The sequence below is a fragment of the Methylicorpusculum sp. genome, assembly GCF_030651835.1.
Classification (GTDB): Bacteria; Pseudomonadota; Gammaproteobacteria; order Methylococcales; family Methylomonadaceae; genus Methylicorpusculum.
This window is the reverse complement of record NZ_JAUSBX010000002.1, coordinates 1-24366: the sequence shown is the minus strand read 5'-3', so window position 1 is coordinate 24366 and position 24366 is coordinate 1. Positions and strand designations below refer to the sequence as shown.

Genomic DNA, 24366 nt, shown 5'->3' with positions numbered 1-24366 from the left:
GTTATTTTTTGACTATTATAACCTATCTAATTGATATTGTTAAATAATATGACATAAAACGCATCCAGTTACTGTGTGTCATTCACGAGTATGAACTGTACTGATACCATACTTTTTCAATTCTCGGACAGCCTCCTAGTGAAAACTGAGTTTTGACCTCGCTTGGAATATCAGTCGAGTCGTGTGGAACGTGAAAAATCACCCATTGGGGCAACCCGTTCATGTTGATAGTAACAATGGGTGCTTCTAAGTCAGTCATCACGTTTTTCTCCGGTATTTCAAAGTCGAGGACTTATGTATAGCAAATCATCGCAATAAAATCAGGTGAGAGGTGGCATCTGATCCACACCATAAAATGGCATTTTGTTCGTAACGAATACCAAGATTCTTAGCAGTGTCCAAAGACACCCCCAGAGCAAGAAAGCTCTTCTCTCCTGGCCAATTTCCTGAAGTATGCTGGCCGATTCCTTCATAAAACGCCACACCAAGATCCAGTAAATCTTGGTTTAGCATTGCTTGACGAGTGTCATTGATTTGATCGTCGACTGCACGACTAAAGGGATTCCATGCGGTGATAAAGACGCTGCAATCGACACCTGAGGTTTTGTGGAGTTCAGCTAATGCGGGACTGAAAATTCCAATCCGCAGTGTGATCTGTGAATTAGCATGAACAATATAAATTGTGTCAGCGTATGCCTGGATAATGCCATGTTCAATAACTGATTCTGAAAACAAAAATCACCGCGCTAGAAATATTGGGTTTCTTTAATGATATAAACGAAGCTACTGTGGCGTTAGTCATATTGGTATGACTTATTCATTTCGCAAGACTAAATTTAAACAGCAAACGTCTTTATTGTATTTTTGGAGACTATTTTAGTGTTTTCTAGTCGCCAATGTTTCCGATAACGAAAGGTGGGTCCCCGTTAACTGGAACGGCAACATAAGCATTACTTCCTACCATGCTCATGGTAATAAGTGAATTGAACATAAAAATATCACAATGCTCTGGGTAAGTTGAATAATAATTACCGTTAATAGATTCTGGATCAATTCGAATAAGCTGTATGTTTTTTGCGATAAACTCTCTTGCCTTATCTTCAGTACTTTCAGATTTTCGCATTTTTTTTCCGTTGGATTATTCGCAAATGGTTTTGATAAACGGTATTAACATTAACGCATAGACTCCGCTAAACCCTATTTTCATTTTACCACTAGCAATAAAGCAAGCTTATCCCTTCAAGCCATTTCCGAACTTAATTGACGCAAGCCAAGCTTGGGGTCAGAATTTCATCATCTCTGATTTACGCCGAGTGAGTCTTTACAAAGCGAACAGGAATGCCAGACTTTTTGGCAGCAGCATTAGCCTTACTAATACTGATTCGAAGTTACGCCGCATAATAGGTGCTGCCTGGGTGTTGCCCTTCGACCTCGGTGACACCAAGCATACTCTTTGAAACCTGATCCATATCGCGAAAAAAATAGAGAGCGGCACTTTGTGCCGTTCCTAATTCGGGGAGGTAGCCATCTTCCCAAGTCCTGTCAGGAGGCTCCGAGAACCAGTTTTTTAACTGAGGGACGATGATGTCACTGAAGGTTTCGCTATCCACTTGTTCTAGCCAATCCTTTAGTCCATCGTCAGGCTCTTCGGGCATTAACGCCAGCATTGCTTCAAGTGACTTGATCTTTACAAGATCAGGATCTTCTTCATTCACTTCTTCATCAATGTTGTAAAGTAGCTCATCACGACATTCCGAGTAGATTTTTTCTACCTCCCAAGCCAAAGGTTGACAGTAAGCTATTGCATCAGCCAGATCTGTTGGCGAGCGTTGCGATGGGTCGCTGGCTACATCTTCATAAAATTCAGATCGAATTTTGGCGTCGATGAAGTGGGCCATCTTTAAAGTGCCACCTTCACATACTTCGAATTGGGTTAGTATTTTAGAGTTCATGTTGATCTGATATTTGTCAGTAGATAATTCTCGAGGAAAATATCTTTTAATTTCTGTTGCGCCAATTGCATGGTAAACGCAAGGTACAATCAGTCGAGAAAAGTCTCTTTATTTAAGAAAAGAGAAACAACACGTTAGGCAGAATTCAAAACGCCAATCTCAATGGCTGACATTAAAATTTGGATAGCTCTGAAATAGCCAAGGTCGCTATGACCTTCTTGCAGACATTAAAACCAAATTTCTGAATGGCTGCAAACACGAATCCACGTCTGTTCCGGTAGATACAATTTGGTAGTGTGACAATAAATATCCTTAAGTAACAGTTAGGAGTTTGTTCTGAACCAAGAAAATCAAAACAATCGAAACTCACCATGGAACAAAGGCAAGTTGATTGATCAGAAATCACAATTAAAATTGTAGGGAATCTGGGCCATTCGCATCCGTTTGCAGATGGCCAAAAACATACGTGAACAAGCGCAATTCAATCTGGCCATTGACAGCAAGCTTCGGGGATGTGATATGGTTAAACTTAAAGTTTGCGATGTTGCTCAAGTTGGTCGGGTGTCATCACGTGCTACCGATTTTGAATCGGGCAAATTACGAACCAACCCCGTCGGTCGACTGTCATTTCGAATGACTGATTTGTCAATTGGATCCGATATCTATAGGAAGAAGAAATCGTGGGTGCGTATCTCTTGATTGGAAATTACACTGAGAATTTCATCTCGCCAGATCTCATGCCGATAGTCGGTATCAACTCAAGCAAAAATCTGAAACTCAGTTGCGACAGCAATTGGCCGGACTTGGTTTTTCTCGCGTCGCATTTCCACTAAACCATAATTCGACATGGTTTTCTGGGTACGGGACAAATTGCTCGGTTTTCTACCGGTAATACTAGCCAGAGATGAAATTGATTCCGGATGGGTTTCCTGAATAATTTTCAGTAGCGCCCGGTTGTCGTCGCTCAACACTTCTGCTAGGGAGCGCATTGAAGTGAACCATATTTTTGGCTCTGTCGGTTCGGGCTTGTATTCACCTTTGGCAATAGCCAGCACCCGTTCCCTCATTTTTTCCTGCGGCAGGATGCCAATTATAACTGTACTCATAGCTTTCTAATCTCCTCCAATAACCGGTCAACCTCTGCAAGCGTCTCTATTCCCGATTCTTGATGCATAGATAATCATCTCATCCGATGATAAGTTGTGTCGAAAAATATGCTAGAACTCCATTTTTGCTAAACATTCAAAGTCGACGTTTTCAAGTAAAAACGAGGCCATGAAATCGAGTATTCGGCCCTGTATGACGCGCATCAAAGATACTCTACAAATTAATGTGTCTGATTTTCGCTCCTTTTTTAGCGGCACCTGGATCGCCTGCTATACGATTAATTTCTGTCACAAAAACTAAAATACCAAGGTCAGCAATTGGCCGTAATGCAAAGCTTTGCATTACGGCCATTATGTGAAGTTTCCTTTTATGAACAGCGGCATTGGCACAACCATGATGTAAGCTGGCTTTAAAGCCTCTACCTCGCACGCAATCTTTGCATAATTTCAATGATTTAAAACAAGCTTTCAAATACACCCAAAGGGAGCAATATCAGCGATTATTCCAGTCGATGTCATCAGACGTATCGAATTCTCACTTTTTATCGACATCATGGATAAATTCCGCGTGATTGTTTCCCTGTTGGAAGCAATATTTAAGTAGAAAAAGCTATCTGTAGTACTGAGGGTTAGTTTCTGCATGGAACTACAGAAAATCGACTCCTGCAGTTTGCAAAAATTATGACCAGCTTTTTATCTGGCTGCCTTGCTCAATCCTCTATATTCCTAGCGTCAACTATGAGAAACCAAGACAATGTGCATAAAAGGAAACTTCACATAATGGCTGATTGCCAAACTTCATTTTGCCATATTCATTACGATAAAGCGGCCAGTCGTGACCTGCAGAAATGGGCCGACCGTTTAGGCATGGGTTGATACGGTCCTATGGCCGCTGAAGCTTTGACTATTTAAAGCCTATTGCAACCCACGCTCGCTCAAGTCAATATATTTTTTCACCGTTCGCCTATCCAAACCCGCAATTCTGGCAACGGCCTCGTAGCTATTGTGCTGGTCAAATAAAAATCGGCAGTAATTTTGCAGAAGCTGTTGAGCTGACAGGTATTTTCCCTGCGCATCTGTTTGAACAATACGCTCATTGGCCTGCGTAACGGAAGGCAATGAGTTAACTTGGTAACTACCGGTAATACAAATCCGTCGAATACATTGTTCCAGTTCTCTGACATTTCCCGGCCAGTGATACGTTTTGGGGACGACTTCCCGGATACGGGTTTCAATTCTGTCAATGAGTTCCGCTTCGGGTGAGTCAATGACCCGATGCACTAAACTGGCGATTAATGCCCGCAATTCATCGGGATTTTGGCTGAGGCGCTCCTTTAAGTTGGGTAAGGTAATCACGTCGGAACATAAGCGGTAGTAAAAATCTTTTCTAAAGTGTCCTGACGCCATTAATTGTTCGATCGGCCGGTTAGTGGCACTGATAATCCGGCCTTCAAACCGGCGTTGCTCATGGCTGCCAACCGGGCTGTATAGACGGTCTTGCAAGACATTCAGCAATTTAACCTGAATGGGAATGTCGAGTTCGCCGATTTCGTCGATAAACACCGAGCCGTGCTTGCTACAATGGGCGAACAAGCCGGGGTGGTTGTCGACTGCCCCGGTAAATGCGCCTTTTTTGTGACCAAACAATTCCGATTCCAATACACCCGGGGAATATTGCGACAGGTTGATCGCTCTGAACGAGACGGTAAAGCTCTCCACAAATTTACCCGTTAAGGCATCGAAAGGAATATAACCGGAGCAACCGATCGCTTTCGCCACCCGGCTTTTGCCCGTCCCTGTCTCACCCAGCAATAACAGCGAAAAATCCTCCATGCGCTTGCACAGGTAGTTGAGGTACCACTCCGGATTAAAGGTAAAAATATTGTTCCAAAGCCGTGTACGCAATTCGACAATGGCCGAACTGGTGCCGGAAACCGTTTCATCAATAAAGCGAAAGGCACGCTGCAATTGGAACAACAGCGCAATGGAGTGTGATGCTTGCTGCCGGGTAAAACCGGCTAATTCAAATTCTTCGCTAAGGGCCTGCGCAAACGGCAGTACCAAGGCCTTGTCCCCGGCTTGTTGCTGCGCCTTGATAAACTCATCAAAGCCTGGTTGATAGCTGTAAAACACTTTAACCAGCCACGCCAACTGCATCATCGCTTGGGTTTTGCCCTGAAAGTGACGGATATCGAAACGTTGTTGCCGGGATAAGGCCAGGAATTGGCTGTTTATTGCTTCCACCACTAATTTTCGTCGCTCCACAGCTGATAAGGCTTGTGGGGGCAGATTGAGCACCTGCCAATTAGCCTGTTCGCGTTCGAAGCTGAAGGGATTTACAAACGCTAAGGCTGCGATTTTGGCAAAAACGGCGTACTGTTCTGAATTTAACTTGTTCATAATATGTATAGAGTGTATGCATTATATGACTATAGTTTAAACTTTAGCCAATGTATAGTGGGTTAACTCATTGTTATTTAATGCATTAAATAACTGGCTTTCTTTTTGCTTTTACCTATCTGTCATCACACATTGATAGGATAGCTTTATGAACAGTTTAAAACGTATTTTTGTCACCCTGAAAGCCCAATTGGACGATGTCGCCGACGATTTTGAAAACCACGAAGCCGTCGCCGGGGTCGCCATCAAGGAATTGGAAGCGTTCCAAGGTAAAACTCGCCTCCACCAGCACCGCCTCCAAGAGATGATTCAACAGTTTGAAACAAAGCGGTCCGACCTGAATAAACAAGCTGAAATCTGGTCGGGGCGGGCAGTTAAAATCAAGGACCAAGATGAAGCCAAGGCTTTGGAATGCGTCAAACGCTTGCTCCACGTCCAAAAGCAAATGAAGACAATTGAGCCGGAACTCGCTAAGGCCAAGGCACAATACGACCAATGCCAAAGAGATTTGGTGGATATCCAGGCACAGTTACACGCGTCGTACACGCAAAAAGAGGTGCTATCCGCCCGGCAAAACCGGATTCAGTTACACACTTCGTTACGTGCCGAAGACGTCAATCCATCAGCCGGGGCGCAAGCGATTTTTAAACGCTGGGAACAGTCGGTCATCGGTGCGGAACTGACCAGCCCGATAGCGCCCATCAAAGACAGTTTTGCCGATGAGTTTGAGCAGGAAGAAAGCACCTTGGAATTGAAAATGCTGCTCGACGAACTCACCACCCAAACCCCCACCGAATAGGACACTTATCATGGCTATCAGCAATTATCACTGGGCGTCGACAGATGTCGGTACCCCAAACAATTCAGCACCGCGATCTTCCAGCCGCCAAATCATCCGCTATCTGCGTTGGGCGGGTAGTCTGCTGGTCATCCTATCGGCGATCGGATTTATGTTTCAAAGCCATGCCGATTTATTGCCCGCTTACCGTTATTGGGTGAGTTTGGCGATCGTTTTGGCACTGTGTGTTGGCGGCTTGGTGTGCAATTATGGTTTACAGGAAAGTACCGGCGCACGCTTGTTTTTTGCGTTAGGCGCGGCCTTTTTGCCCGTGCAGGTGTCCCAAGTCAGTGCGATGGTATATGCCTACGTGCAAGGTGCTCAGGCACCGCAACCGGACTATAGCTGGCTGCAATTTGGCGATGTCCATCCGGCTTTAATTGCCGTTGATTTAGGCATTACCGTATTGCTGTTGGTTGCCGTCAGCTACACCAGTTTTTCCATGTTGGCGAAACGTCAGGTCAAAACCCTGATGCAAGCGGCCTTACTCGGCAATCTGGCCTTGCTTTTGCCGATTCGGGAGGGCTTTGGTTTGCCGGTTATGCTGATTGTAATGTTTGCCGGAATAACGCTTATCGAGCGTCAGTTCCAATCGGACAGTACGATGAAACTGGCCGAAGGCCTAACCGCAAGAGCGTTGGTAAGCTTGCCCTTGCTGATACTCCTTGGCAGAAGTCTGTTATACCCCCTGTCGTACTGGCTGGCGATGGCCGTTGCCGCCATGACTGCCACCGTCGGTATCGTTGCTGTCAAGCAATACACACAATCAGCCTTAGTCATTTATTTAAGCCAATGTGCCGGCACGGTTGCCGTCTTGTTGATAGGTCCGATGACCGTGCAACATTTTGGCCTACCCGATAACTTTTACACTCTGGCGATCCCGGTCGCCATTGCGATGTTTGCGTTATCGACCCAGGTGGTTTACCACGCTAAAGCCTACCGTTCGCTGGGATCGGTATTAGCGACCGGCTTGGTTTTCACCGCTTTGTTGAATAACCAAGCCTTTGCACCGTTGTTGGCATTATCAACCGGCATCGCCCTGGTTGTGACCGGCGGACTTAAATTCCGCGAAAAAGCGCCCTTCTTCCTAGGGCAACTGAATATTTTAGGCGGCATTCTGTTTTACTGCGGTTATGTGGTCGATGCTTATAGCAACGCACCTTGGCTATTTTCAATCAGCTTAGGCTTGGCGGTACTCTTGCTGGCTTCATTACTGGAAAAAAAGCAGCAGCTCATCGTCAATGCTGTCGGCAATTACCTGAATGAAATAAAGGAGTGGGGTTAATTGCTCAGTGCCGGAGGATTCAAGTAAAGGAAGGATCTTGTCAAGACTCTCTTGATTCTTCCTGACTTACGCATCAATGTTAATGTTGCCGATTGGTGAAATAAAGCGTCACTCAATTCTGAACAATAACAATAGACTTTTGTAGCTAGGCATCGAAGTAGCTAGTAAGGCCATGAAAACACCGGCCATTTCGATGAAAATAGTGTCATCAATTTTTTCAATGTCGGCGGATTTTCCGTTAATTACAACGTCGATTTTGTGCTGCCAGTTGGTTTCGGCCATGTTAACTATTCCCCATGGTTTTTCTGATGTCTTTAACTAATAAAAACAAATGATAAGGGTCGGTGGGTGATGGCGAAAAGTTGAAATGCTCATAAAATGCCTTGGCTTTAGCATCTTTGGCGTGAACCAGAAAGGCCCTGATACCGGCGATATCAGCCGCTTGAAGGGTGCGTTGCATTGCATCTCTTAATAAACCAGCGCCGACGCCTTGCCCCTGCCAGGCAAGATCTGTAGCAAGACGAGCCAATAACATGACCGGCACTCCGTGACGAGAAAGCCCTTTGACTAACCGTTGCGGAGCCTCGTCATAAGCGACTTCCCCGACAACCAGGGTGTAATAACCAATGATCTTATCCCCGCATACGCCCACATAAGTTTGGGCACCGTCACCGCGCTGACTCATTAACGCGTATCGCTTTAAATACTGATTTAAACTGTCCTGGCCGCAATCAAAAGCCTCGACACCGTGGGTCTGATGGAGCTTAACAATCTGGCGGTTTTCCGGGGTTTCCCGGCTCAATCGAAAAAACCTGGCTCGCGCATTAATCGTTCCAGTCTGGGTAAGGACTTCGGTGGAGCATCCAACGCGGCTTGAAAAGCCTCCCACTGTTCGGTAGTAAGGCTAAAGTACCGGCGATCCGCCAGGACTTCATCGGCAGCATCCAAGGCGCTTTCCAGAATGAATTCGCTGACTGATTTATGCCGAAGTGATGCGGCAGCTTGAAGCGCTTCTTTAGCTTTAGGATGAATTCTAAGGTCAATGCGATCTGTACGTTTATTCGAAATCATAAGATTTTCTCCTTTTAGACACTATAGCACGTAAGGTACGTACAATCACAGTACCATTGAGCTAAATTAGCGTTAAAAATTAGGGTTAACAACACAAGCTGTTGGCCGGGCAGATTTCCTGCGCCCGCTTAAGCCAATCACTTCCGTGCCCTATGAAACCAGTCCTGGTTTATGCGAACACTCTGCAACCCAATTTACCCCTCCAGCCGCTCAATCGTTAACGGATCCTCATGGCCTGCAAAATACTTTTGAATAGCCGTAGCAAAGTCTTGGTTATCAGTCGTGGCGTGGACAAAGAGTGTCATGCAGGATAAAAACTTCAGATCATCCGGATAACCGAAAATCTGGCTGATTGAACGGCCTTCAAGGGCGTTAACCAGTCGAGTGCATTCGTGAAGCCTTGGGCCCAGTAATGGATGCTGCAGATACGCTTCAGCTTCTTTGTGGGATGAAATAGCAAATTCTTTCGCTACAGCGCTGTGCCCAAGGCCTTTTATTTGCGGAAAAATGAACCACATCCAGTGGCTGGTTTTATGGCCTCGGCGCAGTTCCGAGCACACGTGCTCATAAACAGAAGCTTGGGCTTCGACAAAGCGTATTAAACGGTAATTATCGTCCATTTGCATGCTCCCGAGACTTTGAGTTTGTCTAATCCACGTTGGAATAGGGTGATGACATGGACGCCTCCTCATCCCTAAACGGTGTCAAAATGCACCGACTCATTTAACCGGAAGAAGCATGCCATCACCCTACCTGACTGCAAAACACCACGAGTGTTTAATCATGGCTAATTGCTTAGAGCGAAGATTTATCCTGTCAACCTAATATGCGGCCGGCTCGTTTCCAACTTAGTAGACCTACCATTACAGAACCGAATAACCAAAATGAAGCAGGTAACGGACTGGGTGAGACCTGAAGTAATTCCGCCATGTCTTTTTGGTTCTTTAATATCTCGATCTGGTATTTTAGTTCTTGGGTTAGCTGGTTGTAGTTTCTCAAGTAATTTCTCGCCTTTGGTCGGATTGAAAAGGCTTGAAACTATAGCCGCTAACCTTCTTCATATTCTGGTGTTGGCGAGTGCACTTCGGAGTTGAATCCGCCTGTTATATTGTATAAAATTATTGAGTTTAACGGTGTTTAATTACATTTCACTGTTACTGGCATAGCGTAATCAATATATACACTATAGAAGAAGCCGAGCTTGTTGAGTTTTTTAAAACTAAAGCCGTGTAAGAAATTTATATTATTCAGGATAAGAGCAAAAAGTATCGAGTAGTAACGAGACTGGTGTGTAAGTACGGGGCATTTTTGTTAGTTTCTTATCGCAAAAAAAGCACGTGAATGGTCACGTTAGATACTCTGTTCGATACCTTAGAGTTACTTACAAAGACAAAGACAAAGACATAGCAATACCCATAAGAATCCTATTCGCACCATCTGAAGAAGCAACAGATCCAATGGGGCAAGAATTAAATATCGTAATAGATAAAATGGAATAACCTTTAACCATTGGTTACTATGACTGGATCCCAAAAAGCAAAATACCTGTTGATCTGTTTTGGTTTGACCCAAAACGTATTTGCCGAAACTGAAGATGACCTCATGTTGATTCATGGTTCTGATCAAATGCAATCAATTGCATCAGGGCGCCCCTTGCCGCAAAGCCTAAGTCCCAGTGTTACGTCGGTTATGACGGCCAAAGATATTGAGAGAATCGGTGCTAGACGCTTAACGGATGTTCTCGAATATTTACCGGGTGTACATGTCAGCAACGCCAGGAATGGCGTTAATGTAATTGGTTTTCGAGGGGTATATTCTGAGACAAACGCTCAAGTATTGATTTTAATTAATGGCGTACCTGTTCGGAATACATTATTTGGAGGTAAACCATACGAATGGAATCTGCCGGTTAAGAATATTGCACACATAGAAGTGATTAGAGGACCCGGTTCAATGCTCTATGGTGGTGACGCCACGACCGGCGTTATCAACATTATTCTGAAAACCGGTAAAGCGCTCAAAGGTGGCGATGCAGGTGGGTTTTTTGGCAATCAAGATACCTATGAAGGATGGGCTGAATACGGTGACGAATCGGGCGACATAGAATATAGCGTAGCCATACAAGGGGGTAGTACAAATGGTTATGAAGGACGAGTCAACCAAGACGCACAGACAGTTCTAGATAACCAGTTTGGAACCAATGTCTCCAATGCACCAGGATTCACCAATAATGGTCGGGGCGACATTGATGCGCGGCTAGACGTGGCCTACAAAGACATGATCCGGCTTCGAGCCGGATATCAAGGATTTAGACATGTAGAAACGGGTATTGGAGCCGCGTATGCCCTTGATGATACAGGCGGCACAAATAATGATATCTACAATCTTGACCTATCGCTAAATAATGAAATTACCGATACAGTAACAAATAAAACGACGTTTTATTTCTTGGGACAAAATCCAAGTACCGTTACTAATTTGTTGCCGGCCGGGACCTTCGGCGGATTATTGCCATCAGGCGCAATAAATAGTGTGTCTGGTTTCCAGGGTACAACAGGACTCACCACACAAATCAATTACGTTGGCATCAAAAAACACACGATCACAGGCGGTACAGGACTTATTTATAATTGGAATGATGGAACTAACAAAATCAATTACATCATTACTCCAACTTTTGTGCAGCAAATTCCATTGACGGAAGTATCGGCATTTGGAAGAGATCCATTGTTAGCATCGAAAGAGCGAACAAACTACTATGCGCTAATACAGGATGAGTGGAATTTCTCAACAGATTGGTATCTTACTACTGGCTTTCGCTACGACTATTACTCAGACGTATCACCCGGGTATAGTCCGCGTATTGCGCTGGTGTGGAACGTCGATTTGAATTTGACAACCAAACTGCTATACAGCAGGGCATTTCGCCCACCGTCGTTTCTTGAGAAGAATCTACCGCTGACTCCGGGCACTACCATTAAAGCGGAGACTGTAAACACGGTTGAATTCCAGATAGAAAAAAAATGGTCGTCTGATTTATTGACGTCTGCCAATGTTTATTGGTTTAAACAAGATAATTTAATCACCTCCACTCATTCCTCAAGTGTAACCCCTGTTGGTTTTCGTAACAGCGACCCAATTGATGGGATTGGCTTCGAAACAGAAGCAAAGTACACATTAAATAGCGCTGCGGATTTCGCTGTTAGCTACAGTTATCACGGGTTGCCATCCACTCCCCATACAGGCCTAATGCCAGAACACATGGTAAAAGGCTTAATACACTGGGATATTACCGACAATTGGGGGATTGGGACTCAACTAAATTGGATTGGGGAACGAAAACGGCCATCCGATGATCCGCGTAGTAATTTATCAGACTATTTTACGGCGGGGCTAACATTATCGACAAAGATAGCGAAACCAATCGAATTCACATTTAGAATCAACAATATTTTTAATGCAACTCTAAAAGAGCCAACGTTAAATCCTATTCTATTCCCGGGCGATGAATCCATTCTTGGGCGTACCGTCTTGGGACAAGTCAAAGCGACATTCTAGTCATGCTTATTTATCTCGTTAGACTCATTACAAATCCGGCAGGTGCATTAACCGCTATACACAAAAAATATGGCGACTTTGTGCAAACCAAATTTTTTAATAAGAGGCTTTTGTTTACATCAAATCCTGAACATTACGAGGAAATATTCAATCAAGAAGCGCGGGGGCTACTGAATAGAGACTCGCTTTATGAAGCCAAAAAACCAATGTTCGGCGATGGGCTTTTTAACAGCAAGGGCGCGACATGGACAAACCAGCGGCGATTAATGCAGCCACTGTTTACAAAGCAAGCAATCGCCGAGTGGCACGGCATTATGCTTAAAGAAGCCGGCAAGGCCGCAGTGCGGCTTAAAAACGATGGCATCACTAAAGTAAACATATCGGAAGAATTAAAAGCAATCATTCAAAGCATTCTGATTCAAGTAATGTTCGGCCAGACAAAATCAGCGAATAGTGAAGAATTATTGATGTCTGCGATTGATACCATTGTAAAAGGGTTATTTCCGCATTTGCTAACAGAGACGCTAGGCAAGGGAATATTAAAACAGCTTTTTTTTCTCCAAAACAGGCGGATGGAGAAAGCCATCAATCAATTCGTGGCCTATGTTGATGCCAAAATCGATGGCATCGAACCAACCGGCCATGATTTAATTTCGCTAATGATGAAAGGCAGGGATAGAAACGGCTCGCATATGTCGAGAGCGTTACTAAGGGATGAAGCGGTTACGTTGTTCCTGGCTGGACAAGACACGACTGTTAATACGTTAATCTGGTTCTTTTACCTCATAGGTAAGCATGAGGCGGTCCATAAACGTATCACCCGTGAAATTCAGGGCCTCAAGGATGACAAGTTGACGCCAGACACTATAGAACAGTTGATCTACACCAAGGCGGCGCTTTATGAGACATTACGCTTATATCCGCAGGCTATCGCCCTTAGTAGAGATACAGCAGAGACGATTACTGTAGGAGGAAAAACGGTTCCACAAGGTACGTCAGTAATAATGAGCCTGTATGCGACCAATCGTGATAGTAGGTGGTGGGAGCGACCAAACGAATTTCACCCAGAACACTTTTTAAACAGTGGCGTTACTCCGCGCCATAAATACACGTTTCTGCCGTTCGGTGGTGGCGTGCATAATTGCGTTGGCCGGCATTTTGCCGAGTTGGAAATGATGGTGATTATTGTCACCGTGTTACGAGAATTCACAATTCTCGTCAACGAAGAGATTAAACCAACCGTTAGTATTACGTATAAGCCTGAGAGGGATGTAATCATTTCAATTACACCAACTACTCAGACCCTGTAAGTACCTGTCGAAATCAAGCCCTCCCCGGTTGACCATAAATACCGGTCATCATGGAGGACAATTAAAACCTTTAGCGAAGATATTTATAATGAAAGTGATTGTTGCCTCAAGTGACTATGAAATCAGCAATGCGATCACCAAACAATTCCTGGGTGTAGCAAGTGCAAGCACATCAGTCATAGAGACAATCGATGATTTCATTGAGGCCTTAAAGAGCGATGAATATGATTTCATTGTCACAGATTATTCGTTCGATGGCACTGATATATGGCAGTTATCTAAACTGGTAAATTCGAAGAAATTGGTTAGGCATGCGCTGCCAATTTACTTGATAAGCGAAACGTGTGACACCGAAGTACCGCTTATTCTCGCCAAAGAACATCACTTCCACGTCACTTCAATGGGTGACTTGGTAGAAAATCTTCAGATGGCCCATAGCGCCGGATATGTTCGCGGGCGGCGAGGACAGGTCAAGGCCAGCGTTTTAGTCATTGAGGACGATGAAGACGCCTCAGAAATAGCATTTGAAGCCTTAAGAAGCGATTATGAGGTCGATACAGTTCCAGACGGCGAACAAGGTCTAGCATTATGGAAAAAGAAACGTCACGATCTTATCTTGCTTGACTACATGCTTCCGGGGCGGAAAGGCAATGCAGTGCTATCGGAAATAATGGATTTAGATAAGAACCAGCCCGTTATAGTCATGACGGCCTTTGATAAGCCAGAATATAACAAAGACTTTATCCTGAACGGAGCCAGTCAATATTTGCCAAAACCGTATACATTAATGGAATTAAGAGCGCAATGCGGTAGCCAATTAAATAAAGCAAAACTCATTTATCAGGACTACTATCACGACCAGAAACAGAAAAAATTGAGCAATTTAGTCTGTGAATTGGAACGAGAGCTAAAAGGTAGCAACATTGAAAAAGCAAGACATCTTATTGACGCAATTAAACTAATCTTACCGCAGAGCTTATCCGAAGACGAACAAGCTAGGATTTGGAGTTCGGTATCCTGATTGTGAAAACAGAGCCGCAGACGAGGTTTGGCTCAACAGAAATGTCGCCGTTTAAACGTTGCACGAACTGTTTTGTTATTGCCAACCCAAGGCCATGCCCACCATAGCGCCGGCTTAGACTCATGTCTACCTGCCACCAGGGATCAAAAATTTGATCGCAAAACTCAGCGGGTATTCCACAGCCGGTGTCAGCAACCTCAATAATTAAAAAAGCTTGGCTGAGTCGCCAGGTCAGCGTAATGACACCGTCTGTGGTGAACTTGCACGCGTTGCTCAATAAGTTATTCAAAATGTGCCGCAAAACCTCGCTATCCGATACAAACACGGCATCAGAGCCAATGAGCTGGAGCTGATTTCGATTGCGGTTAAGCAAAGGGGTAACATTCTCTGCGCACGCATTTATCAGAGGGGCAATTGCAATAGAAGTCAGTGCCACTTCATAACGGTCAGCCTCTAGCTTGGCATGTAACAGAATATTGTCGATTAAATTATTCAAGTCATTAACACGAACCAATGCCTTTGCATGTAATGCTCGATTATCTGTGAAGGCAGGATCATCCGGTAAACGCTCAGCCAATAGTTGTAAATATCCCCCTATGGCGTGTAAAGGCGTCTTCATTTCGTGGGACACCATAGACATAATTTGCGCCTTATACACGTTGGCGGTTTCGCTGCTTTCCAGCGCGATTTTTAATGCACTCGTCCGCTCTTCGACGCTTTTCTCGAGCTCTGCTTCTGTAGTTTCGATATTAGCCAACATTTCATTTAGCGTAATTCTCATGTTATTGATTTCGGATGACCCCGAAAAATGAACTCGATTTCCTCGCTCTCCTACGCTTACCTTATTGAGGACCCTTGCCATTTCCATCAAAGTCGAAGTAAATAGTCGTGACAACCGCCTGACAATGACTATAAAAAATAACGAGAAAACGAGAATAATCAATATCGAGCCTAGTAAAAGCTTCCTCATGACTAAGTCATATTCAGCTTTCGATATAACTAATTCAACGTACCCTAAGTAGCTTTCTTGGTAGATAGGCGAATAGAAGCACCAGGAGTCTCGGTTATCCGCATCACTGGGTTCTTCAGTGCGAAAAGCCGGATTTAGTTCGCATACAGACCGGGTGCCATAAGAAGCTAAAATCTCTCCCTGATTATCGTAAATCGTTGCGCCCACTACGTTCTTGTCAGACGCAAAGCTATGGGTTACGGATTCAGACTGTGATGTTGAGCCTAAGATTACAGAGTATATGGCTGAATCAGCAAATGTTGCGGTATGTTCTCGCCAGTAATGGCTTGTGTAGTCGTTGATGTAATTGGAAATCAACTTGTTCATGAATCCGATCAAGAAGCATGACGCCAGGAAAATGGAAATGAAAATCAATAGATTGAACCGCTGTTGTATGTTGTAGCGGTCGAGCAGGCTCATTTGATTTTAAACGCGAATGAATCTAACACACCCGGATCGAACTCAATGGCAAGGTGTTGGGCAACCCGCCGATTCAGTGCGTACTTAATAACCTTAATGTTTTCGTAGACAGGTCCAGAACTTTCGACCAAGCGGCCTAATTGCTCTCCCAACGCAAAATAATCAGGAAAAACGGCCATGAGAGCGCCATTCTCCAAGTGACTTAGGTTGGTCGATAAAAGGATGATTTTTTTATCCCATGCGACCTTAGCGACTTCGTACAGAATATTATTGGGTAAGTTCGCAGGGATAAATATTGCATCAGCAGGCGTGGCTTCATCCAGTAACCGGCCAAGGACACGGATGGTGTCTAGCGAATCAACGCCCTCCCTTACTTCCATGACGGCAGAGGACTTTAAATTAGATGGCACATAATCAATGGTCTGAAAATTGGATTGTTGAACAACAAAGAATTTTTTGATTGACGGCAATAATCTGGCTAAGTCGTGAACCAACGCCCGATTATCAATCGCCAAACCTACACCACTGTATTGGTCCCGATTAAAGTATACCAATCCTGCCAACGTTCGTTCTCGATAATGAGTTCTGTAAATTGTCTCAGCAATCCCCTTGCCAAGGGCAATAACACGGGTTGAATGCGACCCATCAAGAATAGCGCTTAAATTATTGTTATCGCCAGTAGACTCTATTCGTTGAACATGCCTATTGATGTGTTCGATGCCGGCTATTACCTCAGTGTAGGCCGGATTCCCTAAAACCTCTGTCGAGTAAACAATGACTACCTTAGGGTCTTTTGCGAATGATGAGCAACTGAAAAGGATAATAATCGATTTCAATAGGTTATAAATCTCTTTCCGCATGCTTCATCTTTAGTTGCTTCAGTTCCATAATCAGAGGCATCAGCTCATGCCCAGTTAAATCCCTCATTCGCCAATACTTAGCTGATTGCTCACCTTCTAGCCAAATGGCAATAGCATGTACCGTTTTTTTTGCCAAATCTATTGCCATACGCGGCTGCATTGTTCGCTGACTTATCTTGTGGCGATGAATAGCCTTTAACAAACATTCAATTGGGTCAGCTAGCCCATCTTTAGTTTTCCCTTGATTATTGTTCAAACGTTTCAGAAATTCAGTAATTGGTTTATTCAGACCGAGCATTATGAGAGAACCGGCTAATACACCGGTTGTAAAAATATCCGATTTAGGGAGTAAGCCATCTATTAATAAGAGTTCGCTTTTAAATAATTCAATAGCTTTTTTCATGTTGATGTCCTCGCGCTCTCTGATTGATCGTTTGTCTTGGAGAGAGCGTTGACGGCCCCTTAGCGCGATATGAATAGCCTCATTGATAAATCCATTACGCAGTCTCTCGGAAACAAAGGTCAGCCCCAATTCGCTGTAGGCGGCTTTCACTACTTCATGTGGCGGTAGCGCCTCAAATTGCTTCACCTTCGCTTCACGGCATAACGTCTGAAAATCTGCTTCGGTCATGTCGAATATCAAGGCTGTTAGGTAATCGGGTTTGGGCAGCGTGCCGTTTACCCACGCTTCCTTCCGCCGCTTCCCGGTCAATTTGAAGAGCGTAGTGCCGACCTTCACTAAGGCGACTGTAAATGAATAAGCATACAGGGACGGAATCTGTTGAACAAAACCGTAAAGATCGCCTTCATCAACATCAAAGAATTCAGGTTCGCGTACATCAAGCCAATCAGAGAATGACATTCGCAAAACAGTGCAACCTAAGTCGCTAATAGGATAGACCATTTTCATAAAACCAAATAAAAAAAGTTAATGTATTTGCATTCGTAACTCATTGTTGATATTATTCTTTTCGACGTTAATAGCATGCATAAAACATGATGGTTTTAAAGGGTCACGGTCAAATCGTACCACGGGGGTGGACAAGGGCTACGAATTTTGAGGTGCTAAAGAACAGCAACCTACACGTTATTACATAACAAGCCCATAAGAAAGAAGGGCATTTTAAAAAAAGCGCAGCGGACTTTATATCGACTGCATAAATCAACTTAGATAAAGTGCATTACTTATTAAAAGAAATGCTCGTAAAGGGAACGCGACACGCGACATAGGCCCAATCATTTGGTGCCTTTGGATATATTTTAATATCAAATGATAGATGGGGCTTTGTTTATGAGTCTTTTGAATGAAGATTTGAAGGCTATCAACCTTCAATTTTTGATGCTCGCTAGAGAGTGTTCAAAAATTAATCCTATGGAAGCGATGTGGCGTTTCAATCTCAGCGATAAAGAGATTAAGAACATATCCTCCTTATCCTTGGATGAACTTAAAACGTTGTCAGACTGTGGAAAAGCAATATTTCGAATCCCAGTCACTCAAACGCCAACCGGTATAACTTCCAGTATTGCCGCAGCCTTGATCCACATTCCAAGATCGAATCAAGAGTATGAGCATGACTGAATCTCACTTACGTCTGACTCCGAAAGAGACAGATATCATAGGACTTAGAAGAAAGATCGATCTTGCTAAAGGGATTATAGAAAAGGGGGGGAGACCCTCTATTGTTCGAGCCGTTTGTCAAGTATCCAAAGCCTCGGCACTTCAATTCCACAAAGAGATTCACGGTAAAAGACCAAAGGCAGGGCAATTACCGTATGACCCGGAATGGATCATAAAGTCGCCTCAAAACTGCCTGCATGCATCCATATATTTCAACATCTATAAGATGTTATCCAAAACTAAAAACCTCAAATCATCAGAAACGGAAGATGCCTCCAATCATATAACCAAAGGGGAGATTTTTCTTTCTGCCTACACGCTTTATGAGGAAGTGGTAGGGGATAGCCCAAAACTACTTACCATTAATCGCGCCTGGCATATCGGCCAGCAAGTGACAATGTCTTACATAGGAGGAAAGACTTGCAGTTGCTGCAAATCTACATTCGTTTCAATCCAGAATTACCCGGATATTTATAAATTATGCCCATTGTGTAACTCGACCAGAGACACCCTAGGAAGGAAAAAATGGAAGTTTCCGCAAATTGACGCCACTAACAAGGTGGAATTCGATATTTATTCAAAATACATATTTCATTCGGAGGCTATCTGATTCTGTTAAAAATAGTTTGGGTAAAGGATCGCCAATAGACTGAGCCATGGTTTGGGCGGTCAGAGATGATAATGTGGAGTTGGGGGTCAATTGAGGTGAGTTTGTTGCCTTGAAACGTAAAATGACGCTATGAAACGCCAAATAAATTTTTTATGGTTTTACTGCGAAATTGACCAAAAGCCACTGGATCCGGAAGTTGTATTCTACAGGGTGTATGCGATAGTAAATGCGAGAACACACGACAAACAGCTCTCTGTTGATGTTAGGGGATATGGATGATTAGATTGATATGGTTAATGATGGTGGCGATTGGGGTATCCGGCTGTACTCAAGCTCAGCGATTTGCGCTGATAAAGAACGCCGAGCTCGATCAATGTGCGATGAAGCGGATGGCAGAATCAAAAATCAATGGTCAGCACGGATACTTGCAAGCTCATCACGAGTGCCACCAGATTGTGAATTTTCAGAAATTTCGAGAGATGAACCTGGTAAGACAATCCCCTTCGGAAAGCGAGAGGGTTGCAAAAGACCCATTAGGCGAGGATCCAGTATGTTGGGATTTCGTAAAAAGTCTTTATATTGATCAACACTATCCTGAGATGAAAATTGAGAAGAATGGACCTTGGGGCAGTTTGCCCACGGAACGGCGAAAAGCAATCCAAGAGCGCAATGCACTGCTGAATGTGCTGCCAGACAAATTGGAAGAAATACCCAACGCAAGGCTTATCGACATTTATGAGCTGATGGCAGTTAATTCAGTTATTGGGCATGCCAACGACACGCTTTGCAATAGTAATGGGTATCGCGAACTGGAATCGGCCATTGGTTTGGAACTTAAACGGCGCAAGGGGTAGTGATATGCAAAAAAAAATCATATTAATTCTTTTGCTACCGATTTTATTGTCGGCTTGTTCCATTGATCGCACGAATCAAGATCGGTTGATATTGTTGTCAATCGAAGAGTGCGCAGAAGAAAGGGCAGGCAATTCAGCTTTTGGTGGTGACAAAAGTTCTCAGCTTATTCGTAAAGAATGTGAGCAGATGCTGGTGTTAAATGAAAATTATCAAAGGATGAGCAATCGGAGCTATTCAAAAAGCGCAAAACTCACCTATCCGGAAAATCAAAAGTATTTCAATGAAAATACATGGCGCCTAGTGACTGATCGAATCAGAGAACGGCATTACCCCCAATACCTTGCGCCTGAAGAGGAAGTGGCGAGAGCAATGGCGCTGAACGAAAAACAAGCTCAAATAGGAGATAAATCCGTATTGAGAGTTTATGAGCCACGGCTTCTGCCAGTGAGTCCCTATCTGATGAATTGGAGGGAGTTGGGCAAGGCAGATGATTCAATCAGTGATCTGATGTATGAGAATAGGGATAACAAGCAGTTGTATGGATCACTTGCGGTGCTTCGAACGATCGTAATCGAAGAAAGAATTAAAAAAGAAAGATCGGGTCACTAACTGTAGTTTCTTGATTTCATAATCGCAATTTCTTGCTCTTATCAGTCATTTAACTTATGTGTAGATATAGGTGAAACAGTGGGATTTTTTACTACCTCAATTTTCGCTTCAGATGCATCGTATGATCAAAAATTTCTCCTTACTTGGCGTCTATGACCAATGATGAATTGACCAAACGGAATCTTCAATCGCCTGATGAAGACACAACCGTTCTGCGGATTGATAATATAATGGTTATAGGGAAAAACGGATCAGTGGCAATATACCGAATCGCTAGCCATCGGTTCGCGTTTGGGGTTATGGAGAATTGAACCTCTGGCGATCCCTTCGTGGTGGTTTTGCCGCAAGCGGCGAATGATTAGTCGGGTAACGACCCAAACTTGCCTGTCACTTTTCTCCAAACCGGCCAGTCAGCCAAATCCACAAACTGCGAATTGAGGGTCTGCAAAGCGGCCATTAGGGATCTAACAAACCTGCAAGAAGCAGACATCCCCCATCCCCATAAGCTGATCACATTCCCATGAACGATCAGTAATATACTAAGCAATTCGGCCAGCAATAGCCCATATAAAAATCGGTATTTACTAATGAAATTGGATCAATGGACTTCTCTTGAGCCTTCGTCCTTCAAGCAAAAGTTGCTGGACAACTGCGATACGCACGAAATATATATTGTCGATCTCTACAACGCTCTGATTTGGAAAGCAAAAGATAACCCAGCACGGGTAACGGAACTTGCCGAGGCCGCCGTGGAAGTGTTTGACTCCCTTGGAGACTCCGATGAAGTCCTGTTATTCCTGGAGCTACACGCGCGATGCCATTTGGCGAATGATGACATCGATCGAGCCATGTCAATCATCACTCGCATCATGACACTGGATAGAACGGCTGCCGAAATGGTTGCACTCGAACTGGCGCAGGACATCATCAACTGCGCCGACTCATTTGGTATCAGCCTCGACCAGCGCCCTAGAGTGCTGAATCAGGTCGAATCAATTTTCCAGCACTACGATAGGCAAGAGGAGATCGCTGGCCTGTATCTAAAGTCTGCATTTGTCTACTCACAACATGGCGCCTCACAGGCCGCTTACCGGTGCACTAGCGACGCCGAACAGATCGCCCGCGTGTTGCTGTCTCTACCATTGCTGGCACGCTGCTACAGTGCAGCCGTGGTCGTTGCCTGTGAGGAACCCGACTATCGTTGGGCCATCGGCGCTGGCGAGCGAGCCCTGACTGCCTATCAACAGGCTGAACTGGAAGCACCTGCTGATCTGCTGTCCAACCTCGGAGTGGCACACATGAACCTGGACGAGCTAGAACAGGCAACCGGCTACTTTGAGCAGGCGCTGACTTACACAGACATGCCGGTTGGACTCGAATCGGCGATACGGGTCAATCTGTCGACCTGCCTGCGTCGCCGCAATCAGTTGCCTCAAGCTGTAGCTATGCTGGCGACTGCAGAAGCGACTTCAAGGATCGAAGACCAGCCCGAATGCGCACTTGAGCTGGCCTTAAGCGCGGCCAAACTAGCGGGTGCCAAGGCCAACACTCCCATGCTGATCCAGTGGCTGCAAGTGGCATCTAAGCGGCTCGACCATCTACTGGCGGATGTCCTTAGATTGCATCATCGGCGCGGACTGCGTGAGCGCTATATCGTCCGCCTCGAGAGATTGCTGCGCTCACTTCCGGCAAACGGAACTGTCACCGATGCACTATTACCAGTCGTGGCGACGCGTGGCAATGCAATGGGAGACTGGCTGGCGATTCTGTCCTGGGCCGCGCAACTGCGGCAGGAATCTAACTTCCCGCCGGCACTAACCAGCGAGCTAGACAACATCCTCCATCGTATCCGCAACCTTGGTGCCCCACATTTGTACGGTTTTTGGGAAAAGTACGACGATCCGTGGAGCGGCGGCGACTTTGGCTACGAATGGGACAAACTCTCACAACTCTGTGCACGAATCAAAGCACTGGGCCTGTCGCTGCCACTCGACAAGGCAAACAGTCTGAATCAAGCCGCCCTGTGCCAGACCCGGTTGAACCAAGGCCATTGTCTGATGGTCACGACCTATGCCGGTGATGACGCACTGCTGTGGTGCTTTATTGGTGATCGTTACCAGCGCGTAGCCATTCCACTTCAGCCACTGATGCATTGGCATCAAGCACAATTTGAGTATGCCAACGGCAGCAGAAACCGCCGGGCCTTCACTGTGGCAATAGAAGAGCTGACCCAAGCATTGTCTTCACTGCTGGATCCGGTGTTCGTGGACATCGCCAGCGCCGGGTGTGCCTCGATCCGCTACATTGAAGACAGCCTCAGGGACCTGCCATTGATGTTGTTCGCACTTCGAAACGACGAGCTTTCCGCACGAATGGCAGCAGGCGATTTCCAAGTCAGACTGGTTCCTGCGATGGTGGAATCATTGCGGGATAACAGCACACTATCTGGTGTGACCTCTATCATCGACTACCATGAGGACCTGCTGTTGGCGCCCTACGAGGGACACGCGTTCACTCGTGCCGCCGGACTGCCACTGCCGGCATCCCTGCCTGCTGATAGCTCCGGCAATCTGACATCGCTGATCAGTGAGCATGACGTGCTGATCGTGTCTACCCACGGCCATTCGTTGGAGTTCTTTACTGATGCCTACTTCGCCAAGCTCGGCAGTCCGGATGGATCACACCTAATTAATGTGTCGTCACTACAGGAGGCGGCTCCCGACCTGCCGATACGATTGGCCATTCTCAACACCTGCTATTCCGGCTCTCGGTCCTCACGGAACTACCAAAAGACTTTCCGCACAAGTGATGCAGTCGCTATACCCAATCTATTCCTACTCAACCGGCGCGCGGTCGCCTTGGCCAGTACCTGGAAGATCAGCGATACCGCCAGCTTCATCGTCGCCCACCTGATTGGCGAAGGCCTGAAGCATGGTCATGAGCCTTCGGCCGCTGTTGCCAGAGCGATCACCCGTCTGCGCAGCATGACGAGCAGCGAAACGATCGCCATCCTTACTTACAATCTTCCCGAATCTGTCCAGGCCAAGGCCATTCTCCGTGTAAATGGCGCACCAGAACAGGGCATGTTCTCCCACCCATACTTCACGGCCGGCCTTGCCATCCATGGGTTGCTTTAATTTAATTGCGACTTGTCGTGGTCGGCCGTCGCTATCAGCCATGCAATACGCTTCGATGCACAGTTAATCGTAAGCGCCGATACCTGCTTTGGGTCCAGATAGAGTATAAAAAACGTAATAATCCAAAAGCTGGTGGAAAAAACAAGCGACGTATTCCTTTAGTGGCTGCTTTTAGGTGCTTACATGCTATAAGTTGAGCGATTTCGACAATTAGCAAATGGCAGGCTGGAGCTGATGAGGACTCAAAGTTCATCTCCGAAAAGCGGCCATTCGCCGAACTTAGGGATGAAAGATTTCGCCAGCTTCCTCAGTGGCCGGTTTTGGCCGATAGGTTGAGGTCGCCAATGGCTGCTTTGTAGTCCTTCAATCCCAGAATCTGGCTTCGGCCGAATGGCAGCTTTGTAGAAGCGCGAGTGGCAAAAATGGGTCGTTAGGCGACCGTATTCTCTTCAGATTCATCGCCGGAAAGCAGTCATTGAATTCCGAAACCTGAAAGCGGTCGTTCGTCACTGAGTTAAACCGCCCCTAAGGCGACATCGGCATTCTACTAACCGATAGTCTGGTTACGGCCCCCTGTGCCAATATGACCTGAGACACCTACCCCTCGGAAATTAGAGTATAAAGGTAGGTCAGAATCATGAGCAAATCGAAAGCAGAGACAATGGAATCACCACAATTAACTGCGCCGGAGGTCGCGTTGGAAGACG

23 protein-coding genes are annotated in these 24366 nt (G+C 45.3%); 10 read left to right on the top strand and 13 right to left on the bottom strand.

All coding sequences use genetic code 11. The features are described 5' to 3' along the window. Positions 1-306 precede the first annotated feature (306 nt). The 6 genes from Q7V32_RS00160 to Q7V32_RS00135 all read right to left on the bottom strand — a co-directional run bounded on the left by Q7V32_RS00160 (position 307) and on the right by Q7V32_RS00135 (position 5458). Complete coding sequence (locus tag Q7V32_RS00160; protein WP_304894968.1) at positions 307-735, bottom strand: DUF3293 domain-containing protein; 429 nt, start codon at positions 733-735, stop codon at positions 307-309. A 151-nt stretch (positions 736-886) separates the two neighbouring features. Further along, positions 887-1123 (bottom strand): hypothetical protein, encoded by a 237-nt coding sequence (locus tag Q7V32_RS00155; protein WP_304894967.1) that lies wholly within the window; start codon positions 1121-1123, stop codon positions 887-889. A 265-nt stretch (positions 1124-1388) separates the two neighbouring features. After that, positions 1389-1952, bottom strand: coding sequence for a hypothetical protein (locus Q7V32_RS00150; RefSeq protein ID WP_304894966.1), 564 nt, complete (start codon positions 1950-1952; stop codon positions 1389-1391). A gap of 758 nt (positions 1953-2710) precedes the next feature. After that, the gene (locus Q7V32_RS00145) at positions 2711-3058 is read right to left on the bottom strand and encodes a transcriptional regulator (protein WP_304894965.1); all 348 of its coding nucleotides are present in this window, start codon (positions 3056-3058) and stop codon (positions 2711-2713) included. Between the two features lie 214 nt (positions 3059-3272). Further along, a complete protein-coding gene (locus Q7V32_RS00140; RefSeq protein ID WP_304894964.1) occupies positions 3273-3410 on the bottom strand; it encodes a hypothetical protein in 138 nt (45 codons plus the stop codon). A 563-nt stretch (positions 3411-3973) separates the two neighbouring features. Continuing rightward, positions 3974-5458, bottom strand: coding sequence for a sigma 54-interacting transcriptional regulator (locus tag Q7V32_RS00135; protein WP_304894963.1), 1485 nt, complete (start codon positions 5456-5458; stop codon positions 3974-3976). A 148-nt stretch (positions 5459-5606) separates the two neighbouring features. Here Q7V32_RS00135 and Q7V32_RS00130 point away from each other — a divergent pair, with 148 nt between their 5' ends. Together Q7V32_RS00130 and Q7V32_RS00125 are read left to right on the top strand one after the other, a co-directional pair. Continuing rightward, positions 5607-6257, top strand: a complete 651-nt coding sequence (locus tag Q7V32_RS00130) for a hypothetical protein (protein ID WP_304894962.1) — start codon at positions 5607-5609, stop codon at positions 6255-6257. 10 nt (positions 6258-6267) lie between these two features. Then, entirely contained in the window at positions 6268-7581 is a 1314-nt protein-coding gene (locus tag Q7V32_RS00125) for a hypothetical protein (protein ID WP_304894961.1), read from the top strand. A 108-nt stretch (positions 7582-7689) separates the two neighbouring features. Here the strand turns inward: Q7V32_RS00125 and Q7V32_RS00120 are convergent, their stop codons facing one another. From Q7V32_RS00120 to Q7V32_RS00105, 4 genes are all read right to left on the bottom strand, one after another. Then, the gene (locus tag Q7V32_RS00120; RefSeq protein WP_304894960.1) at positions 7690-7863 is read right to left on the bottom strand and encodes a hypothetical protein; all 174 of its coding nucleotides are present in this window, start codon (positions 7861-7863) and stop codon (positions 7690-7692) included. A 1-nt stretch (position 7864) separates the two neighbouring features. Next, positions 7865-8383, bottom strand: a complete 519-nt coding sequence (locus Q7V32_RS00115) for a GNAT family N-acetyltransferase (RefSeq protein WP_304894959.1) — start codon at positions 8381-8383, stop codon at positions 7865-7867. Then, complete coding sequence (locus tag Q7V32_RS00110; protein WP_159654983.1) at positions 8380-8652, bottom strand: DUF1778 domain-containing protein; 273 nt, start codon at positions 8650-8652, stop codon at positions 8380-8382. Before Q7V32_RS00110 ends, Q7V32_RS00115 begins: the two co-directional genes overlap by 4 nt. Positions 8653-8846: 194 nt before the next feature. Continuing rightward, positions 8847-9272, bottom strand: coding sequence for a DUF1810 domain-containing protein (locus tag Q7V32_RS00105; protein ID WP_304894958.1), 426 nt, complete (start codon positions 9270-9272; stop codon positions 8847-8849). 898 nt (positions 9273-10170) lie between these two features. Between Q7V32_RS00105 and Q7V32_RS00100 the strand changes: the two genes are divergently transcribed. From Q7V32_RS00100 to Q7V32_RS00090, 3 genes are all read left to right on the top strand, one after another. Beyond that, entirely contained in the window at positions 10171-12210 is a 2040-nt protein-coding gene (locus tag Q7V32_RS00100) for a TonB-dependent siderophore receptor (RefSeq protein WP_304894957.1), read from the top strand. Between the two features lie 2 nt (positions 12211-12212). After that, the gene (locus Q7V32_RS00095; RefSeq protein ID WP_304894956.1) at positions 12213-13520 is read left to right on the top strand and encodes a cytochrome P450; all 1308 of its coding nucleotides are present in this window, start codon (positions 12213-12215) and stop codon (positions 13518-13520) included. Positions 13521-13608: 88 nt separating this feature from the next. After that, positions 13609-14541 (top strand): response regulator, encoded by a 933-nt coding sequence (locus tag Q7V32_RS00090; RefSeq protein WP_304894955.1) that lies wholly within the window; start codon positions 13609-13611, stop codon positions 14539-14541. On the opposite strand, the gene Q7V32_RS00085 is transcribed toward Q7V32_RS00090, so the two are convergent. From Q7V32_RS00085 to Q7V32_RS00075, 3 genes are read right to left on the bottom strand one after another with little or no spacing between them, the layout of a single operon-like run. Continuing rightward, positions 14516-15970, bottom strand: coding sequence for a HAMP domain-containing sensor histidine kinase (locus tag Q7V32_RS00085; protein ID WP_304894954.1), 1455 nt, complete (start codon positions 15968-15970; stop codon positions 14516-14518). The genes Q7V32_RS00090 and Q7V32_RS00085 overlap by 26 nt on opposite strands. Continuing rightward, positions 15967-16830 (bottom strand): hypothetical protein, encoded by an 864-nt coding sequence (locus tag Q7V32_RS00080; RefSeq protein ID WP_304894953.1) that lies wholly within the window; start codon positions 16828-16830, stop codon positions 15967-15969. Before Q7V32_RS00080 ends, Q7V32_RS00085 begins: the two co-directional genes overlap by 4 nt. Next, positions 16811-17740, bottom strand: a complete 930-nt coding sequence (locus Q7V32_RS00075) for a hypothetical protein (RefSeq protein WP_304894952.1) — start codon at positions 17738-17740, stop codon at positions 16811-16813. Before Q7V32_RS00075 ends, Q7V32_RS00080 begins: the two co-directional genes overlap by 20 nt. Positions 17741-18121: 381 nt before the next feature. Between Q7V32_RS00075 and Q7V32_RS00070 the strand changes: the two genes are divergently transcribed. The 5 genes from Q7V32_RS00070 to Q7V32_RS00050 all read left to right on the top strand — a co-directional run bounded on the left by Q7V32_RS00070 (position 18122) and on the right by Q7V32_RS00050 (position 23659). Then, entirely contained in the window at positions 18122-18409 is a 288-nt protein-coding gene (locus Q7V32_RS00070; RefSeq protein ID WP_304894951.1) for a flagellar transcriptional regulator FlhD, read from the top strand. Continuing rightward, positions 18396-19058: a FlhC family transcriptional regulator gene (locus tag Q7V32_RS00065; RefSeq protein WP_304894950.1), complete on the top strand. Its 663-nt coding sequence runs from the start codon at positions 18396-18398 to the stop codon at positions 19056-19058. Before Q7V32_RS00070 ends, Q7V32_RS00065 begins: the two co-directional genes overlap by 14 nt. Before the next feature lie 275 nt (positions 19059-19333). Further along, positions 19334-19912 (top strand): hypothetical protein, encoded by a 579-nt coding sequence (locus Q7V32_RS00060; protein WP_304894949.1) that lies wholly within the window; start codon positions 19334-19336, stop codon positions 19910-19912. A gap of 4 nt (positions 19913-19916) precedes the next feature. After that, positions 19917-20522: a hypothetical protein gene (locus Q7V32_RS00055; RefSeq protein WP_304894948.1), complete on the top strand. Its 606-nt coding sequence runs from the start codon at positions 19917-19919 to the stop codon at positions 20520-20522. A gap of 587 nt (positions 20523-21109) precedes the next feature. After that, on the top strand, positions 21110-23659 hold the full coding sequence (locus Q7V32_RS00050) for a CHAT domain-containing protein (protein ID WP_304894947.1): 2550 nt from the start codon (positions 21110-21112) through the stop codon (positions 23657-23659). Positions 23660-24366 lie beyond the last annotated feature (707 nt).

Coding starts and splice junctions, on each gene's coding strand:
- Q7V32_RS00155 (WP_304894967.1), bottom strand. CDS start 1,123: ATGCGAAAATCTGAAAGTACTGAAGATAAGGCAAGAGAGTTTATCGCA.
- Q7V32_RS00150 (WP_304894966.1), bottom strand. CDS start 1,952: ATGAACTCTAAAATACTAACCCAATTCGAAGTATGTGAAGGTGGCACT.
- Q7V32_RS00145 (WP_304894965.1), bottom strand. CDS start 3,058: ATGAGTACAGTTATAATTGGCATCCTGCCGCAGGAAAAAATGAGGGAA.
- Q7V32_RS00140 (WP_304894964.1), bottom strand. CDS start 3,410: ATGGCCGTAATGCAAAGCTTTGCATTACGGCCAATTGCTGACCTTGGT.
- Q7V32_RS00135 (WP_304894963.1), bottom strand. CDS start 5,458: ATGAACAAGTTAAATTCAGAACAGTACGCCGTTTTTGCCAAAATCGCA.
- Q7V32_RS00130 (WP_304894962.1), top strand. CDS start 5,607: ATGAACAGTTTAAAACGTATTTTTGTCACCCTGAAAGCCCAATTGGAC.
- Q7V32_RS00125 (WP_304894961.1), top strand. CDS start 6,268: ATGGCTATCAGCAATTATCACTGGGCGTCGACAGATGTCGGTACCCCA.
- Q7V32_RS00120 (WP_304894960.1), bottom strand. CDS start 7,863: ATGGCCGAAACCAACTGGCAGCACAAAATCGACGTTGTAATTAACGGA.
- Q7V32_RS00110 (WP_159654983.1), bottom strand. CDS start 8,652: ATGATTTCGAATAAACGTACAGATCGCATTGACCTTAGAATTCATCCT.
- Q7V32_RS00105 (WP_304894958.1), bottom strand. CDS start 9,272: ATGGACGATAATTACCGTTTAATACGCTTTGTCGAAGCCCAAGCTTCT.
- Q7V32_RS00100 (WP_304894957.1), top strand. CDS start 10,171: ATGACTGGATCCCAAAAAGCAAAATACCTGTTGATCTGTTTTGGTTTG.
- Q7V32_RS00095 (WP_304894956.1), top strand. CDS start 12,213: ATGCTTATTTATCTCGTTAGACTCATTACAAATCCGGCAGGTGCATTA.
- Q7V32_RS00090 (WP_304894955.1), top strand. CDS start 13,609: ATGAAAGTGATTGTTGCCTCAAGTGACTATGAAATCAGCAATGCGATC.
- Q7V32_RS00085 (WP_304894954.1), bottom strand. CDS start 15,970: ATGAGCCTGCTCGACCGCTACAACATACAACAGCGGTTCAATCTATTG.
- Q7V32_RS00080 (WP_304894953.1), bottom strand. CDS start 16,830: ATGCGGAAAGAGATTTATAACCTATTGAAATCGATTATTATCCTTTTC.
- Q7V32_RS00075 (WP_304894952.1), bottom strand. CDS start 17,740: ATGAAAATGGTCTATCCTATTAGCGACTTAGGTTGCACTGTTTTGCGA.
- Q7V32_RS00070 (WP_304894951.1), top strand. CDS start 18,122: ATGAGTCTTTTGAATGAAGATTTGAAGGCTATCAACCTTCAATTTTTG.
- Q7V32_RS00065 (WP_304894950.1), top strand. CDS start 18,396: ATGAGCATGACTGAATCTCACTTACGTCTGACTCCGAAAGAGACAGAT.
- Q7V32_RS00060 (WP_304894949.1), top strand. CDS start 19,334: ATGATTAGATTGATATGGTTAATGATGGTGGCGATTGGGGTATCCGGC.
- Q7V32_RS00055 (WP_304894948.1), top strand. CDS start 19,917: ATGCAAAAAAAAATCATATTAATTCTTTTGCTACCGATTTTATTGTCG.
- Q7V32_RS00050 (WP_304894947.1), top strand. CDS start 21,110: ATGAAATTGGATCAATGGACTTCTCTTGAGCCTTCGTCCTTCAAGCAA.